The organism is Streptosporangium sp. NPDC000563, assembly GCF_040299985.1.
Lineage (GTDB): Bacteria > Actinomycetota > Actinomycetes > Streptosporangiales > Streptosporangiaceae > Streptosporangium.
The window spans coordinates 1,629,386-1,645,645 of sequence record NZ_JBEPDA010000001.1 but is presented as its reverse complement, the minus strand read 5'-3'; the positions used below and the strand labels follow the sequence as shown (position 1 = coordinate 1,645,645).

Genomic DNA, 16,260 nt, shown 5'->3' with positions numbered 1-16,260 from the left:
CTTCGTCACTCCTGTTCCATGCCTTCCTGGGCCTCACGAGGTCTTCCAGGACCTTCCAGGGCTCAGCGCCGTCTTCACGGCCCCGGCGAACCCCGCTCAGGGCTCACCGTACGCCGTACGTGCGCCTGCGGCTCACCGGTCCTCGTCATCGATGTCGGCCGCGTCCACCCGCTTGAGCAGGTCGTGCAGGGCGTCGTTGACCACGGTAGGCCGCTCCAGCTGGACCAGGTGCGAACTTTCCGGAACCTCGGTGAACCGGGCGCTCGGGAGCGCCGCAGCCATCGCCCTGCTGTGCTCGACAGGGGTGAGCCAGTCCTTGTCGCCGACCATGATGGAGGTCGGGACCTCGTCCAGCACGCGTAGCGCGCTCAGCTTGTCGTGCGACATCAGCGCCGGGTAGAACTCGGCGATCACCTCGAACGGGGTGGAGCGGATCATCGACTCGGCGAAGTCGACGACCGTGGGGCTGATGTTCTTGGAATCACCGAAACCCAGGTGGCGCAGGACGAGGAAGGCCACGTCGTTGCCGACCTGGCGGCTCTTGTCGACCAGCGAGCCACCGCGTCTCAGGAGCGACACCGTGCCCGGCGTGACCTTGTGCACCGCCTTCGACAGCAGCGCGGGCAGACCCAGGGAGATCTCGCCGAGCTTGCCGGTGGAGGTGGAGATCAGCGCCACGCCCTTGATCCTGTCGCCGAACAGCTCCGGGTGCCTGTCGGCCAGCGCCATGATCGTCATACCGCCCATGGAGTGGCCGACGAGCACGCACGGACCGGGCACCAGCGCCTCGATCACCTCGGCCAGGTCGTCGCCCAGCCGGTCGATCGAGCAGTCCTTCATCGGGATGCGTGGCGAGCGTCCGTGGGAGCGCTGGTCCCACAGGACCAGGCGGTGCTCGCCGCCCAGGTCACGCCGCTGGTAGTGCCAGGAGTCGAGGTTGAGCGTGTAACCGTGGCAGAACACCACGGTCAGCGGAGCCTCCTCCTGCCCGTCGACCTCGGCGTACAGGGGAACACCGTCGGAGGTGGTGACCGTGGTGGGACGGCCGCGCAGCTCTCCGAGCGGCTCGCTCGCCTCCAGGTCGGGGCGGAGCCTGATGCGTCCGACGGCGTACCGCTTGGCGAGAGCCCCTGCGGCCACTCCGGCCGACGTGACACCGACGACCGCGCCCGCGATACCGACCTTGCGCCGTCTGGTACTACTCATGCGCCCCCCTGAGCTTCCTTTCACCGGTAAACGCGCGGGACCCGCGAACCGATCCTGGTCACGATCTCATGCGTGATCGTGTCGAGGGAATCCGCCCACTCCTGAGCGGTGGGCTCGCCACGGGAACCGTCGCCGAACAGGATCACCTCGTCACCCTCCGTCAGCGGGTCGTCTCCTACGTCGATCATGAACTGGTCCATGCAGACCCTGCCCGCGATCCGCCGTCTGCGGCCACCGGCCATCACCTCCGCCACGTTGGTGGCGTGCCGTAGGACCCCGTCCGCATACCCGAGGGGGACGAGGCCAAGCGTCGTCTCACGATCCGTGACGTACAGGTGTCCGTAGGAGACGCCCGACCTGGCGGGCACCCGTTTGACCAGGGCGATCCGCGCGACGAGCGTCATCGCCGGATGCAGCCCGAAACCTCCGAGCCGGGGCACGGGGCTCAGGCCGAAGGTCGCGATGCCAGGACGGACCATGTCGTAGCGTGCCTGCGGCAGCGTCAGGATCGCCGCCGAGTTGGCGATGTGCCTGATGACGTGGGAGCCTCCGGCCCCGGCCTTCTCCGCGATGTGCAGCGCCTCGTCGAAGGCCGCCAGCTGGGCCGCGATGGACGGGTCTCCCGGGATGTCGGCGCAGGCGAAGTGGGACCAGAGCCCGACGATCTCGATCACGCCCTCGGCCCGGTGCCGCAACGCCCGCTGGACCAGGGCCGCCCATTCCGCCGCCGTCGCGCCGCCGCGTGACATGCCGGTGTCGACCTTCAGGTGCACCCTCGCCGCCCCACCGGCCTCCGCGGCGGCGTCGGCGATCGCGTCGATCATCGAGACGGAGCTCGCCGAGAGCTCGATGTCGTGCCCGACGGCCTGCTCAAGCGGCTCTCCCGGCGGGATGATCCACGCCAGGATCGGCGCGGTGATCCCGGCGGCCCTCAGTTCCAGGGCCTCGCGGATGTAGGCGGTGCCCAGCCGTCCCGCGCCGGCCTCCAGGCAGGCGCGGGCCACGGGAACCAGCCCGTGCCCGTAGGCGTCGGCCTTGACCGCGACCATCATCTCGGCGCCGGGAGCGTGGCTCGCGAGCTGCCTCACGTTCTCACGAATCGCCGAGAGATCCACCCGTGCCTCGGCGGGAGTCATCGGGAAACTCATGACCCCAGTTTGGCAGGTGAGAGGCGATGCCGAGGCCCGCCGAGCAGGGAGCGCGCCACCTCCGGCAGGGCCTCGGCGACGTCCCAGGCGGTGAGAGGGCCCTGACGACCGGCGATTCCGTGCAGATACGCGGCGCAGGAGGCCGCGTCGTACCCGCTCAGTCCCGCGGCCAGCAGCGCGCCCGCCAGACCCGCCAGCACGTCGCCGGTGCCGCCGGTCGCGAGCCAGGGGCTGCCGGTGAGGTTGATCCCGACCGGCCGGTCCTCCTCGGCGACCAGCGTGGTCGAGCCCTTGAGCAGCACGGTCACCCCCAGTTCCGCCGCCGCCCGCCGTACGCTCTCCAGGCGCCGCGCCTCGATCCGCTCCCTCGGCACGCCGATCAGGCGGGAGAGCTCGCCCGCGTGCGGGGTGATCAGGACCGGCGAGTCCCTGCGGAGCAGCGCCCTGTCCTGGGCCACCAGGGTGAGCGCGTCGGCGTCGACGAGCACGGGGACCTCGCTCGACAGCACGGAACGGGCGACGGCGCGGGCCTCGTCGCCGGTGCCGAGGCCGGGGCCGAGCACCCACGCCTGCACGCGGCCCACCCTCTCGACCCCCTCCCCGGGGGCGAGCGTGGTGATCACGGCCTCCGGCCAGCGGGCCCGCACCTGGGCCACCGGCTCCGCGCCCCCCGCGTAGCGGACCATGCCCACCCCGGCCCGCAGTGCCCCGCCCACCGCCAGCACCGCGGCGCCGGTGTAGAGCTCGCTGCCCGCCGCGACCCCGACGACGCCCCGGCGGTACTTGTCGGACGAGGCGTCGGGTCTGGGCAGCATCGCGGCCACGTCGGCGTCCGTCGGCGCGACCGCCTCGGGCTCGGGCAGGTGGGGGCCGAGGCCGATGTCCACGAGTTCCGTCCGGCCCGCGTGCCGGGAGCCGGGATCGACGAGCAACCCGATCTTCCACGCCCCGAACGTGACGGTGGCGTCCGCGACGACCGCGGGACCCTCCACCCGGCCGCTGCTCGCGTCCACGCCGCTGGGCACGTCCACCGCGACGACCTCGCCGGGCGCGTCGTTCGCGAGCCGGGCGAGGGTCGCGTACGGCTCCCTGAGTGCCCCGGCCCCGCCGATCCCGAGCATCCCGTCCACGATCAGGTCCGCCGCGTCGAGCAGGCCGCGAACGCGCGCACCCGCGGGATCCGCGGTGGCCACCGCGAGACCGGGCCCGTTTCCCGCGCCGGGACCGGAACCGGGATCGGGGCCGGGACCGGAGCCGAAACCGGGATCGGGGCTGGGGCCGGGGCCGGGATCGGGGTTGAGCCGGGTGACGCGGCCGCCCGCGCGGCGCAGGGCCTCCAGACCCGCCGCGTGGACGCGCGTACCGGCGAGGAGCGCGTCGACCCTCGCCCCCCTGGCCGCGAGACGGGCCCCGGCGTAAAGGGCGTCACCGCCGTTGTCGCCACCGCCGACGAGCAGCACGACGCGGGAGCCGTACACGCCGCCGAGCATCCTGGCGCAGACCACCGCGAGCCCGGTGGCCGCCCTCTCCATCAGGGCGCCCTCGGGCAGCGTCGCCATCAGTGCCGCCTCGGCCGCCCTGATCTGGTCGGAGGTGTACGCGGTCCGCATTCCACCGAATCTATCCCTCGGCGATCACGTAGGCGATCGCGACGCCCCCGTCGTGGGTGAGGGAGACGTGCCACCGGGCCACGCCCAGGGCCTCGGCGACGTCCGCCACCCGGCCGGTCACCCGCAGCTCGGGCCGCCCGTGCTCCCCGCTGAGCACCTCGGCGTCCAGGTGACGCAGCCCGGGAGGGGCGCCGAGGGCCTTCGCGACGGCCTCCTTCGCCGCGAACCTGGCGGCGAGGGACTCCGTGGCCAGCCCGCTCTCCCTATCGGTGAACAGGCGTCCCCGCAGCGCGGGCGTCCGCACCAGCGTCGCCTCGAACCTCGCCACGTCCACGACGTCGACACCGATACCAACGATCACCCTCCCAGGCTAGTGGCGTCGCGCCGTCGGCCCGCGTTCCCGCCGGTCAGAAGCCGCCGCGCTGCCAGGGGCCCCAGATGGCGAAGCTCGTCCCCTTGGTGGACTGGACGTTGACGTAGAGGGTGTGACCGCCGGGGCCGAAGGTCGAGCCGGCGAACTCGGCGTCGGAGTCGCCGCGGACGGGGGCGAGGCGGGAGAAGTCGAAGATCTCGCCCTGGCGGGTGAGGCCGCGCAGGTAGTTGTCACCCGCGCCGTCCTCGCACAGGACCAGGGTGCCTCTGGGGCTGGCGGTGACGTTGTCCGGCAGGTCGAGGGTGACCGCGCCCGGCGACTCGTAGACGAGTTTGAGCCGCCCGCTCCACGTCTCGTACGCCCACACCTGGCCGCGCCCCTTGCCGAAGCCGCCGCGCGGGGTGTCGCCGGACGCGGTCGCGCCGCCCTGGGTGGAGACGAAGTAGATCGTGCCGTGGTGGTTGATCGCCCCCTCCAGCCGGGAGAAGAGCGCCGCGCCCTTCGCCCTGCCCTGGTTGCCGACGGCCTGGAGGGCGAGGCTGTTGGCGGGGGTGCCGATGAAGGTGGGGTCGGGGTCGTCGATGTCCACCCAGGTCGTCGAGTACGAGGCTCCCCTGGGCTGGCCGAGGGAGAGGTTCTTGCCGGGCGCGCCACGCACGGCCAGCATCTGGAGCCGGCCGCCGTCGAGGATGCGGCGGGCCGTCAGCGGGTTCTTCGGGGGCAGGTAGCGGTAGAAGCCGGAGGCGAAGCCGAAGTTGTCCTCGGTGAGGTAGAGCGCGCCGGTGAACCCGTCGAACGCGACCGACTCGTGGGCGAACCGCCCGGCGTTCCTGATCGGTCCTCCGGCCTGGCCGTCGAGCGGGACCTCGAAGATGTAGCCGTGCTTGCGCGTGAGCTTGCCGTTGTCCTGGCCGGTGAAGTCGTCGCCCACGTCCGGCCCGTTCACGGTCTCCTCGCAACTCACCCAGGCACCCCAGGGCATCGGGCCGCCCGAGCAGTTCATCTGGGTGCCGGTCAGGCTGGGGGCGGAGGTGAGCACCTTGCCGTAGCGGGTGACCCTGAGCGTCGAGGTGCCGCCGCCGGCCGCCGGATCGTAGGCCTTGGCCGGGTTTCCGAACGCGCCGACCGGGCCGTTGACCTCGTGGTTGCGGATGAGGATCGCGCTGCCGCCCGGCCCGCGGAACGCGGCCATGCCGTCGTGCCTGGAGGGGACGGTGGATCCGTCGCTGTACTTGTCGCCGGCCGAGCTGAAGGACCGGTAGTGGAAGCCGTCGGGCAGGTGGAGGCGCACCACGCCGTCCCGCTCGTCCTTGACCGGCTTCAGCGGGCCGTACCCGGCCCCCGGGAGAAGCTCCCCGTTCGCCCCCGCCCGCGCGACCCCCGCGAACGGCCCGGCCACCCCCAGCGCGGCCAGTGCGCCACCTCGGGCGAGGAAACGACGACGGTCCATCTTGCGGCTCCCTTGGATCCGGTGGATTCACGCCACGTTGATGCGCCTCAGTAAACCGTTATATGGCATATATCGACACTTAATGGGACAAGAAGAAGGGCAGACCCTATACCCACTTACGGCTGTGGGTAATCCATAGACTTTATCCACAGGCTGTGGACAACGCGCGGGGAGGGCTTACTCCACCGTGACCGACTTGGCGAGGTTGCGGGGCTGGTCGACGTCGTGCCCCTTGGCCGTGGCCAGCTCGCAGGCGAAGACCTGGAGCGGCACCGCGGCGACCAGCGGCTGGAGCAGGGTCGGCACGACCGGGATGTGGATCAGCGTGTCGGCGTAGCGCCCGACCGCGACGTCCCCCTCCTCGGCGACGACGAGGGTCCTCGCGCCCCTCGCCCGGATCTCCTGGATGTTGGACACGATCTTGTCATGGATCATCCGCTGGCCCGAAGGCGAAGGGACGACGACCACGACCGGGAGCCCCTTGTCGATCAGCGCTATCGGGCCGTGCTTCAGCTCGCCCGCCGCGAAGCCCTCCGCGTGCATGTACGCCAGTTCCTTGAGCTTCAGCGCTCCTTCCAGCGCGACGGGAAAGCCCACGTGCCGCCCGAGGAAGAGCACACACCGCTCGTCGGCGAGCGACCTGGCCAGCGCGCGGACCGGCTCGACGGTCGAGAGGACCTCGCTCACCTTCGACGGCGCCTCCGCCAGCCGGTCGACGATCTGGGTGATCTCGTCGCCGTACTTCGTCCCCCTGACCTGGGCGAGATAGAGCGCCACCAGGTAGCACGCCACCAGCTGGGTGAGGAACGCCTTGGTGGAGGCCACCGCGACCTCCGGGCCCGCGTGCGTGTAGAGGACGGCGTCGGACTCGCGGGAGATCGTGGAACCGTTCACGTTGCAGACCGCCAGCACCCGCGACCGCTGCCCGCGCGCGTGCCGTACCGCCATGAGGGTGTCCATGGTCTCGCCCGACTGGCTGATCACGATCACCAGCGTGTCCCGGGTGAGAATCGGGTCGCGGTAGCGGAACTCGCTCGCCACCTCGACCTCGCAGGGCAGCCTCGCCCAGTGCTCGATGGCGTACTTCGCGATGAGCCCGGCGTGGTAGGAGGTCCCACAGGCGACCAGAATGATCTTGTTGATGTCACGTAGCTCCTGGTCGGACAGTCGCATCTCGTCCAGCACCAGCCGGCCGTCCTCGCCGACCCTGCCGAGCAGCGTGTCGGCGACGGCCCGGGGCTGCTCGGCGATCTCCTTGAGCATGAAGTGGTCGTAGCCGTCCTTCTCCGCGGCCGAGGCGTCCCAGTCGACGTGGTAGTCGCGCGTCACGGCCGGGAGGCCCTGGAAGTCGGTGACCGTGATCTTCGAGGGACGCAGTTCGACCACCTGGTCCTGGCCCAGTTCCACCGCCTCGCGCGTGTACGCGATGAACGCCGCCACGTCCGAGCCGAGGAAGTTCTCCCCCTCGCCCCTGCCGATGACCAGCGGTGAGTTGCGCCGCGCGCCCACCACCACGTCGGGCTCGTCGGCCGAGATCGCGAGCAGGGTGAACGCCCCCTCCAGCCGCAGGCAGACCCGGCGCATCGCCTCCATGAGCCCTCCGGCGGCGAACCGCTCCAGCAGGTGCGCCACCACCTCCGTGTCGGTCTCGGAGACGATCCTGTGCCCCGCGTTCTCCAGCTCGGCCCTGAGCGCGGCGAAGTTCTCGATGATCCCGTTGTGGATGACCGCGATCCGTCCCTCGCAGTCGGTGTGCGGATGGGCGTTGCGGTCGGTGGGGGCCCCGTGGGTGGCCCACCGGGTGTGCCCGATCCCCGTCGTCGCCGCGGCCGGCGGTGTGGGACGTGAGACCAGCGCCGAGCGCAGGTTGGCCAGCTTCCCCGCCCGCTTCTCCACGACCAGGCCGTCCGCCCCGACCAGAGCGATCCCCGCCGAGTCGTATCCCCGGTACTCCAGGCGGCCCAGCCCCTCGACCGCGACCTCGATCGCCTGGCGCTGTCCCGTATATCCCACTATTCCGCACATTGTCATACCCCCTCCCTGAGAAGTCGTCCGGTGCGTCTATGGAGAACCCCCCGGACAGACCAAGAATCCCGCCCGGTACCCGTCGGGAAGCGCTCCCGACGCACCATCCCTCGTCGGGAAGCGCTCCCGACGCACCAGCACCCGTCGGGAACCGCTGCCGGCACACCAGCACCCGTCGGGAAGCGCTCCCGGCACACCAACGCCCACCGGGAGGCCGCCCCCGGCACACCGACACCCGCCAGAACCCCGTCCCACGGACCAACACCCGCCAGGAACCCGCCCTCGACGGATCAGTAGGCTCTCTGAACATGGCCAACGGTTTGGACACCGCGACACCGTACGTGCAGCTCAGCCGGGCTCAGTGGAGCGAACTCCGCAAGAACACGCCCCTCACGCTCACCGAGGACGAGCTGGAGGAACTGCGCGGCGTCGACGACCCGATCGACCTGGCCGAGGTCACCGACATCTACCTGCCGCTCACCCGGCTGCTCAACCTCCACTTCACCGGGGCCAGGCAGCGCAGCGCGGCGCTCAACACCTTCCTCGGCGGCGGGCGCAGGACGGCCCCGTACGTCCTGGGCATCGCGGGGAGCGTCGCGGTCGGCAAGTCGACCACGGCCCGGCTGCTGCACACCCTGCTGGCCCGCTGGCCCGAGCACCCTCGGGTGGACCTGATCACCACCGACAGCTTCCTCTTCCCCAACGAGGTCCTCACCGCGAGGGACATCATGCACAGGAAGGGCTTTCCCGAGAGCTACGACCGGCGGGCCCTGGTCAGGTTCGTCGCCGACGTCAAGGCGGGCCTTCCGGAGGTGACGGCCCCGGTCTACAGCCACCTGGAGTACGACATCGTGCCCGGCGCGACCCAGACCGTGCGCCGACCCGACATCCTCATCGTCGAGGGCCTCAACGTCCTGCAGCCCGCACCGCCCACCGCCCTCGCGATCAACGACTACTTCGACTTCTCGATCTACGTGGACGCCAAGGTCGAACACATCCGCGACTGGTACGTGGACCGTTTCCACAAGCTCCGGCGTACGGCCTTCGAGGACCCGAAGTCCTACTTCAAATATCTCGCCGGCCTGTCGGAGGAGGAGGCGACCGACTTCGCCAGAAATATCTGGCGCGACATCAACGAGCGCAACCTCGTCGAGAACATCGCCCCCACCAGAGGCCGGGCCGATCTCGTCCTCCACAAGGACGCCAACCACTCCATCCAGCGCGTCCGCCTCCGCCGCATCTGATCGGAAACGTAGGAAACGACGACCGAGCGGCTCGGACGCGGCGCCGGTTCGGGGTCCGGGGGAGACTCAGTCGGCCCGGCGGGCGACATACAGGATCCGGTCGTGGTCGTCCTCGTCGGCCGGCTCCCGCGCCGACGTCCCCACCAGCCCGCGGGTGGCCACGACGCGCAGCCCGGCCCGCTCGGCCACCCGGCGCACCGTCCGGTCGGAGCGGTGCCGCTGCACGTGCCGCATCGACACCCGCTCCCAGCCCGCGCCGGCCCGCTCGAACAGGTCGAACTGGGTGACCACGACCGCGTCGGCCTCGATCCGCGGCGACGCCGCGAACCACGCCACGTACCGGTCCCCGCGGTCGGCGACCGTTGGGACGCCGAACGTACGCCGGTAGTAGCCGATGGTGCTCAGGTCGAAGATCAGCACCCCGCCGTCCGCGAGCTGGTCGCGCGCCGACGCCAGCGCCCACCGCAGCTCGTCCGTGCCGGTCAGGTACGCCATCGGCAGGTCCACGCAGGCGACCACGTCGAAGCCGGTCAGCCCCGGCGGGGGCTCCTGCAGCCGTCCCACCAGGAACCGGACGTCCTCGGCTCCGGGTCTGCTCCCGGCCATCGCCACCATCGCCGGCGACAGGTCGTAGCCGGTCACCTCGAACCCCCGCTCGCGGAAGGCCACGCTGCTGCGGCCGGTCCCGCACCCGGCGTCCAGCAGCCGCCGCCCGCCCGTACCGTACAGGCCCGCCATCTCCACGTAGCGGTCCACCAGGGCGGCGGTGTCCATCCGCGCGTTCAGCTCGTCGTACCGTGCCGCGACGCTCTCGTACGCCGCCAGCGTCTCGTCCACATGCGTCATGAGCGCCTCCCTGAGCGCGGACCCGTCGGGGCCGCGCCGGGCCGTCGGAGGCCAGGCGCGGCCGGAGGGGGAGAGAGTCTTACCAGACGAACCATGCCTGCCGGTTGACCCGGCGGCCGGTAACACGGCGCAGCAACTTCCTCATGGAGTTCACCTCCCTTCCTGGTGGCCGCTGGCGGTCAGGGTCTGATGGGGGTCCGGCGCAGTTGGAACGAGGGCGGGGTGATGATGCCCGCGACGTGGGGGCGCCCGTGGCCGCCGCGCACCTCCAGGCGGGCGCCGTCGCTCACGGCGGCGAGCAGGCCGGTGGCCAGGGTCTGCGCGACAGCGGCCCCGGCACAGGTGAACGGGCCGCCGCCGAAGGGCAGGTAGGCCCCGCGAGGGCCGGGGCCGTCGTCCCACCGTCCTGGCCGGAACCGGGCGGCCTGCGACCAGTACCGCTCGTCGCGGTGCAGCAGGTAGACGCAGACCGACACGCTCTCCCCCGGCTCCAGCCGCACGCCGCCGATCCGGTGGGCGCGGTGTACCGGGCGGCCCAGCAGCCACGCCACCGGCCACAGCCGCAGCGACTCCCGTACGGCCGATTCCGCGGGCACGTCCGCCAGGTCGACGCCGTGGGCGGCGGCCGCCAGCAGCGCCCAGCCGACCACGTGGCCGACCGGCGCCACCGAGGTACGGAACAGCAGGAGATACACCTGGGCGACCTGCGCGGCGGGCGTGTCGGGCGGGGTGGACCCGAGCACGGCGTCCAGCAGGTCTCCGGGGCGACCGGGTTCCTGACCGGCCGGACCGGTCACACCGGCCCGGCCGGCCCGGCGGGCGCGCACCTCGCCGGCGACCGCCCGCACCACGCGCGCCCACAGCGCCGCCCGCGCCACGCGTGCCGGCCGGCCGCCGGAACGGATCAGGACGTCACGCTCCACCACCCGCGTCATCAGCTCCCGCAGCGCCGGCGGGCTGTCCGGGCGCAGCAGCGCCTCGGCCAGGAACCGGTGCGCGGCGGCGCGCCCGGCCGACGGCCACTCGCTGACCTCCCCCAGCCCCGCCACGACGGCGGGCAGCCGCTCGCGGTGGGCGGCCAGGTGGGCGCGCACCGTCGCCCGCGCCGCACGCCCGATGGCGACCTGTGTCTCCCGCGGCCCCAGCCGCCCGCCGCGGACATGGAAGAAGTCGGACACCTCGTCGTAGTGCCCCTCCTCGTTGTGCAGCACCCGCAGGGCCTCGACCGGGTCGGCCACGCACAGTGACCCGTCGTCGGGCAGCCGGAACACCGGGCCGTGCTCGCGGGCCGCCCACTCGACGAACCCCAGCGGGTCACGGCGGTACCGGCGCGCCGCGCCGCCGGAAGCGGTCCGATCCGATTCGCCGGCCGTCGCCATCCCACCCCCATGCCGTCCGTGACCTCGGGTGCACGCGCGGGTGGTGCCGCCCGCGCCCTGCCGGGAGAGGGCGCCGCCCGCCACCTTCGCCGGGCGGGCGACCGGACCGTGGGCCCACCGGCAGGCGGCGACGACGAAAAAGGCCGACACCACACCAGGAACAGCGGAAGCCTATACCTGCGAGTCATTCTCGATGGTTATTGAGTGAACAATGGGGAATATCGGTGTTTTATTGACAGAATTGGTTGAATAAACGCTGCGGAGGTATCCCGTGAATAGGTCGTCCGTTCCCGCTCGGGCACGGCGGGAACACACACCCACACCTTCCCCGGAAACGTGAACCGAGATGCGATCGGTAACCGTACGACTACGAATCCGCACGTCAAGGCCATGATCATGACGTAGTGGACCTCCGGCGTCACACCCCGTCACCTTTCCGGACCCTGTTTCGGCCGCTCACCCATCGGAGGTAAAAAACTTCCCCGCCTGCGGTTATGTATGGCGTAACAGCACCAAGCCCTCTCCAGAAGAGTGGATTAGTGTCTTATATGTGAGCATCTCATCTCATGGTCCGCTGAAGCTGAGCGTCGGCGCGAGCACCGGCATGAAGATCGCTGCCATACTCCTCGCCGTCCCCTTCGTCGGTTTCCCGCTGTTCGCGATCTCGGAGATCGGGCGGGCCGTCGAGCTCTCCCTCGACGACTCCTCGCTGATCCTGACGCTGCCCCTCGCCCTGGTCATGGTGGTCTTCCTCATCGTCCTCCTCGGCGTCCTCCGCTTCCGCGCGGAGATGGAGGGAAGCGTCGTGGAGGTCCACGGCGCGTTCACGACGCGCAGGGTGGATCTCGCGCGGGCCCACGTCTGGCTGGACTCCTTCCCCGAGTGCTCAAGAGCCCGTGACCTGACCGGCCACCGGCTCCCCTACCTGTACCTGTACGCCCAGGAGCCGGGCGGCCGCAAAATCCTGCTGCGGCTGCGCGCGGCGCACGCCTTCCTGCCGCCGCGGGAGCTGGGCGCCCTCGCGGACGCCATCGAGTCGGACCACCGGACCGGCCAGGACGCCGAGCGGGCCTCCCGCACAGCCGACCTGCTCCGGCGCCTGAGCGCCGACCCCGCCCTCAAGGTTCCCTGACGGGCTCCGCTCCCGCACCGGCCCGGGCAGTCGGGACGCAGGAAAGGGGCGGACGACGACCGTACGGCTCCCGGGCTTCAGCCGGCCGGGAGCCAGGTCCTAGGGTTGGCCCGTGCTGCATCTACGTGTGATCACTCCGGCGGAGCTGACGGACAAGGTGCTGAAGGTGCTCGACGAGTGCGTCGGCGTCCTCAACATCGTCCTGTTCCCCGGTGTCGCGCGCTCCCCGGCCGGGGACCTCGTCCAGTTCGACATCGCCCGTGAGGCCGCCAACCAGGTGATCGAGCGACTCCAGGAGCTCGGCCTCCACACGGAGGGGTCGATCGCGGCCGAGCAGATCGACCTGTCGATCTCACAGGCGGCCGAGCGCGCCCAGGAGGAGGCACCCGGCGACAGCGAGGACGCCGTGGTCTGGGCGGAGTTCGCCCAGCGGGTCGACGAGGACACCCGGCTCACCTGGGCCTTCCTCGCGTTCCTCACGATCGCCACGCTGCTCGCGGCGATCGGCGTGATCGTCAACTCACCGATCCTCATCATCGGCGCGATGGTGCTGGGGCCGGAGTTCGGCGCGATCGCGGCCATCTGCTTCGGCCTGCTCCGCACCGACGGGAACCTCATCGGCCGCGCGGCCAGGACACTCGTCCTGGGCTTCGCCGCCGCCCTCACGATCACCTTCGTCTGCGCGCTGGCCGCGCGGGGGCTCGGCTGGATCGGCGTGGGCACGCTCGCGACCGGGCACGAGGAGATCGAGTTCATCGTGAAGCCCGACAGGTGGTCGTTCATCGTCGCGCTGCTCGCGGGGGCCGCCGGGGTGCTCTCGGTCACCGCGGGCAAGTCCTCGGCCCTGGTCGGCGTCTTCATCTCGGTCACCACGGTCCCCGCCGCCGGATACTTCGCGGTCGCCGCCGCGCTCGCCCGCTGGGGCGACATGGCCGCCTCGGCCGTCCAGCTCGGGGTGAACGTCGCGGGCATGGTGATCTCCGGTGTGGTGACGCTGCTCGTCCAGAGGGCCTACTGGTCCCGGTTCGGCATGCGGCTGCCGGCGCGCCCGGGTGGGAGATAGCGGCTGAGAATTGACCTTTTGGACGAGGGGAGACTCCTTCGCATGACGGAGGTGCGCACCTGCGGCGACGGATAGTGTCCGAGCATGACTATCCTCGCCACCGAGGGACTAACCAGACGTTTCCCCCGGGTGACGGCGCTCGACCAGCTCACCGTCACCGTCGGCTCCGGTGTGACCGGCCTGGTCGGCGCCAACGGCGCGGGCAAGTCCACGCTGATCAAGATCCTCCTCGGCCTCCTCGAACCCAGCGCGGGCGGTGCCCAGGTGCTGGGCATGGACGTGACGACCAAGGGCGCGGAGATCCGCCGGATCGTGGGCTACATGCCCGAGCACGACTGCCTGCCACCCGACCTGTCCGCCACCGAGTTCACCGTGCACATGGCCCAGATGTCCGGCCTGCCGCGCACCGCGGCCCGCGAGCGCGCCGCCGACGTCCTGCGCCACGTCGGGCTGTACGAGGAGCGCTACCGGGCGATGGGCGGCTACTCCACCGGCATGAAGCAGCGCGTCAAGCTCGCCCAGGCCCTGGTGCACGACCCGCGCCTCGTCCTGCTCGACGAGCCCACCAACGGCCTCGACCCCCGGGGCCGCGACGAGATGCTCGCGCTCATCCGCAGGATCGGCTCGGAGTTCGGCATCAGCGTGCTCGTCACCTCCCACCTGCTGGGCGAGCTGGAGCGGGTCTGCGACCACGTCATCGTGATCGACGGCGGCAAGCTGCTGCGCTCCTCCTCCATCGGGGACTTCACCCAGAGCACCCAGACGGTGACCGTCGAGGTCGAGGAGGGCCAGGACGCGCTGGCGGCCCGCCTCACCGAGCTGGGCGAGACCGTCACCCCGCACGGCAGGATGCTGCTCGTCCACGTCCGCGCGCCGGAGACCTTCGACGTGCTCCGCGACGCCGTCTGCGAGCTCGACCTCTCCCTCGTACGCGTGGAGCAGGGCCGCCAGCGCATCGAGGACGTCTTCAGGGAGCCCGCCAATGTCTGAGTCCGTCTCCGAACCCACGGGTGTCATCCACGACATCGGATACCGCCACTACGAGGGGGCACGGCTCGGCCGACGCCAGGCCGCCGTCGCACTCACCGTGCACAGCCTGCGCGGGATCTTCGGGCTCGGCCGCACCGCCCGCTCGAAGATCATCCCGTTCGTGCTCCTGGGCGTGATGCTCCTGCCCGCGGTCGTCTCCATCGCGGCCATGGCGCTGATCAAGCAGGAGGGGATGCGCTACAGCGAGTACGCCATCGTCATGCAGGCCGTGCTCGCGATCTTCCTCGCCTCGCAGTCGCCGTACACCGTCGCGCCCGACCTGCGCTTCCGGGTGCTGCCGCTTTACCTGTCGCGCCCGGTGACGATCTGGGACTACGTCGGGGCGAAGCTCGCGGCGATGGCGAGCGCGATGTTCCTGCTGCTCGCGGTGCCGCTCACCGTGCTCTACATCGGCGAGGTGGTCATCGACCTGCCCGGCGACACGCACACCTTCGAATACCTCACCGCCATGGTCGGCGCGGTCGGCTACGCGCTGCTGCTCGCCTGCCTCGGCGTGGCCATCGCCTCGTTCACCCCCAGGCGCGGCCTGGGCGTGGCCTCCGTCATCGCCTTCTACCTGCTCGCCTCGGCCGTGTCGACCGTGCTGTTCGCGACGCTGGAGTCGATGGGCGACGACGGCGCCGCCGCGTGGGCCTGGCTGATCAACCCCTTCTTCCTGGTGGACGCCGCCGTCCACGTCGGGATCTTCGGGGCCGAGCCCAGCGCGGGCGTCATCTACCCCGCGAGCGGCGGAACCCTGGTCGCGGGAGCGATCATGATCGCACTCATCGCCCTGTCCCTCACGGCCCTGATCGCGCGCTACCGTAAGGCGGCCTCCCGATGAAGATCGAACTGGCCCAGGTGTCCCGGTGGTACGGCAACGTGGTCGCCGTCAACGACATCACCATGACCGTCGGCCCCGGCGTCACCGGACTGCTCGGCCCGAACGGCGCGGGCAAGTCCACCCTGCTGCACATGATGGCCGGCTTCCTGCCCCCCTCGAACGGCACCGTCACCCTCGACGGCGACCGCATCTGGCGCAACCACCAGATCTACCGCTCCATCGGCCTGGTCCCCGAGCGCGAGGCCGTCTACGGCTTCCTCACCGGCTGGCAGTTCGTGCTGTCCAGCGCCAGGCTGCACCGCCTGCCCAACCCCGACGACGCGGCGCGCAAGGCCCTCGCCCTGGTCGAGATGGAGAGCGCCAAGGACCGCAGGATCGAGACGTACTCCAAGGGCATGCGCCAGCGCGTCAAGGTGGCCGCGGCCCTCGTCCACGACCCGCAGGTCCTGCTGCTCGACGAGCCGTTCAACGGCATGGACCCGCGCCAGCGCCTGCACCTGATGGACCTGGTCCGCTCCATGGGCACCGCGGGCAAGACCATCCTGTTCAGCTCGCACATCCTGGAGGAGGTGGAGCGGGTCGCCCAGCACATCGAGGTCCTCGTCGCCGGACGCCACGCCGCCTCAGGGGACTTCCGCGAGATCCGCCGCCGGATGACCGACCGCCCCCACCTGTTCAAGGTCCGCTCCAGCGACGACCGCCGCCTCGCGTCCGCGCTGATCGCCGACGCCTCCTCGGGCTCCGTCTCACTGACCGAGACGGGCCTGGAGGTGCACGCCGTCGACTTCCGGCGCTTCACCTGGCTGCTGCCCAGGGTCGCCAGGGACGCGAACGTCCGGATCATGCAGGTCTCCCCCGCCGACGAAGACCTGGAGAGCGTCTTCTCCTACCTGATCAACAGGAGCAGCTGA

General features: G+C 71.1%; 14 protein-coding genes. 6 read left to right on the top strand and 8 right to left on the bottom strand.

Translation table 11 applies throughout. The annotated features are described in order from the left end of the window. Positions 1–132 precede the first annotated feature (132 nt). The 6 genes from ABT352_RS07815 to glmS form a co-directional block, all read right to left on the bottom strand. Positions 133–1,206: an alpha/beta fold hydrolase gene (locus ABT352_RS07815; protein ID WP_350943320.1), complete on the bottom strand. Its 1,074-nt coding sequence runs from the start codon at positions 1,204–1,206 to the stop codon at positions 133–135. Positions 1,207–1,226: 20 nt separating this feature from the next. Further along, positions 1,227–2,354 carry an alanine racemase gene (alr, locus tag ABT352_RS07810; RefSeq protein ID WP_350943318.1) on the bottom strand — a complete coding sequence of 376 codons (1,128 nt, stop codon included), beginning with the start codon at positions 2,352–2,354 and terminating at the stop codon, positions 1,227–1,229. Beyond that, positions 2,351–3,964 carry an NAD(P)H-hydrate dehydratase gene (locus tag ABT352_RS07805; protein ID WP_350943316.1) on the bottom strand — a complete coding sequence of 538 codons (1,614 nt, stop codon included), beginning with the start codon at positions 3,962–3,964 and terminating at the stop codon, positions 2,351–2,353. Before ABT352_RS07805 ends, alr begins: the two co-directional genes overlap by 4 nt. Before the next feature lie 10 nt (positions 3,965–3,974). Beyond that, positions 3,975–4,325 (bottom strand): holo-ACP synthase, encoded by a 351-nt coding sequence (locus ABT352_RS07800; RefSeq protein WP_350943315.1) that lies wholly within the window; start codon positions 4,323–4,325, stop codon positions 3,975–3,977. Between the two features lie 46 nt (positions 4,326–4,371). Then, the gene (locus tag ABT352_RS07795; protein ID WP_350943313.1) at positions 4,372–5,787 is read right to left on the bottom strand and encodes a PhoX family protein; all 1,416 of its coding nucleotides are present in this window, start codon (positions 5,785–5,787) and stop codon (positions 4,372–4,374) included. Between the two features lie 177 nt (positions 5,788–5,964). After that, complete coding sequence (glmS, locus tag ABT352_RS07790) at positions 5,965–7,818, bottom strand: glutamine--fructose-6-phosphate transaminase (isomerizing) (RefSeq protein ID WP_502992824.1); 1,854 nt, start codon at positions 7,816–7,818, stop codon at positions 5,965–5,967. Between the two features lie 302 nt (positions 7,819–8,120). Between glmS and coaA the strand changes: the two genes are divergently transcribed. Beyond that, positions 8,121–9,056, top strand: coding sequence for a type I pantothenate kinase (gene coaA, locus ABT352_RS07785; protein WP_350943312.1), 936 nt, complete (start codon positions 8,121–8,123; stop codon positions 9,054–9,056). 66 nt (positions 9,057–9,122) lie between these two features. On the opposite strand, the gene ABT352_RS07780 is transcribed toward coaA, so the two are convergent. Beyond that, a complete protein-coding gene (locus ABT352_RS07780) occupies positions 9,123–9,902 on the bottom strand; it encodes a class I SAM-dependent DNA methyltransferase (protein ID WP_350943311.1) in 780 nt (259 codons plus the stop codon). Positions 9,903–10,081: 179 nt separating this feature from the next. Further along, a complete protein-coding gene (locus ABT352_RS07775; RefSeq protein ID WP_350943310.1) occupies positions 10,082–11,431 on the bottom strand; it encodes a cytochrome P450 in 1,350 nt (449 codons plus the stop codon). Between the two features lie 400 nt (positions 11,432–11,831). Between ABT352_RS07775 and ABT352_RS07770 the strand changes: the two genes are divergently transcribed. From ABT352_RS07770 to ABT352_RS07750, 5 genes are all read left to right on the top strand, one after another. Then, positions 11,832–12,413: a hypothetical protein gene (locus ABT352_RS07770; RefSeq protein ID WP_350943308.1), complete on the top strand. Its 582-nt coding sequence runs from the start codon at positions 11,832–11,834 to the stop codon at positions 12,411–12,413. A 112-nt stretch (positions 12,414–12,525) separates the two neighbouring features. Continuing rightward, on the top strand, positions 12,526–13,476 hold the full coding sequence (locus ABT352_RS07765; RefSeq protein ID WP_350943306.1) for a DUF389 domain-containing protein: 951 nt from the start codon (positions 12,526–12,528) through the stop codon (positions 13,474–13,476). An 84-nt stretch (positions 13,477–13,560) separates the two neighbouring features. Beyond that, a complete protein-coding gene (locus ABT352_RS07760) occupies positions 13,561–14,466 on the top strand; it encodes an ABC transporter ATP-binding protein (RefSeq protein WP_350943304.1) in 906 nt (301 codons plus the stop codon). Then, a complete protein-coding gene (locus ABT352_RS07755; protein WP_350943303.1) occupies positions 14,459–15,349 on the top strand; it encodes an ABC transporter permease in 891 nt (296 codons plus the stop codon). Before ABT352_RS07760 ends, ABT352_RS07755 begins: the two co-directional genes overlap by 8 nt. Then, the gene (locus ABT352_RS07750) at positions 15,346–16,260 is read left to right on the top strand and encodes an ABC transporter ATP-binding protein (RefSeq protein WP_350943301.1); all 915 of its coding nucleotides are present in this window, start codon (positions 15,346–15,348) and stop codon (positions 16,258–16,260) included. The genes ABT352_RS07755 and ABT352_RS07750 overlap by 4 nt, the downstream gene beginning before the upstream one ends.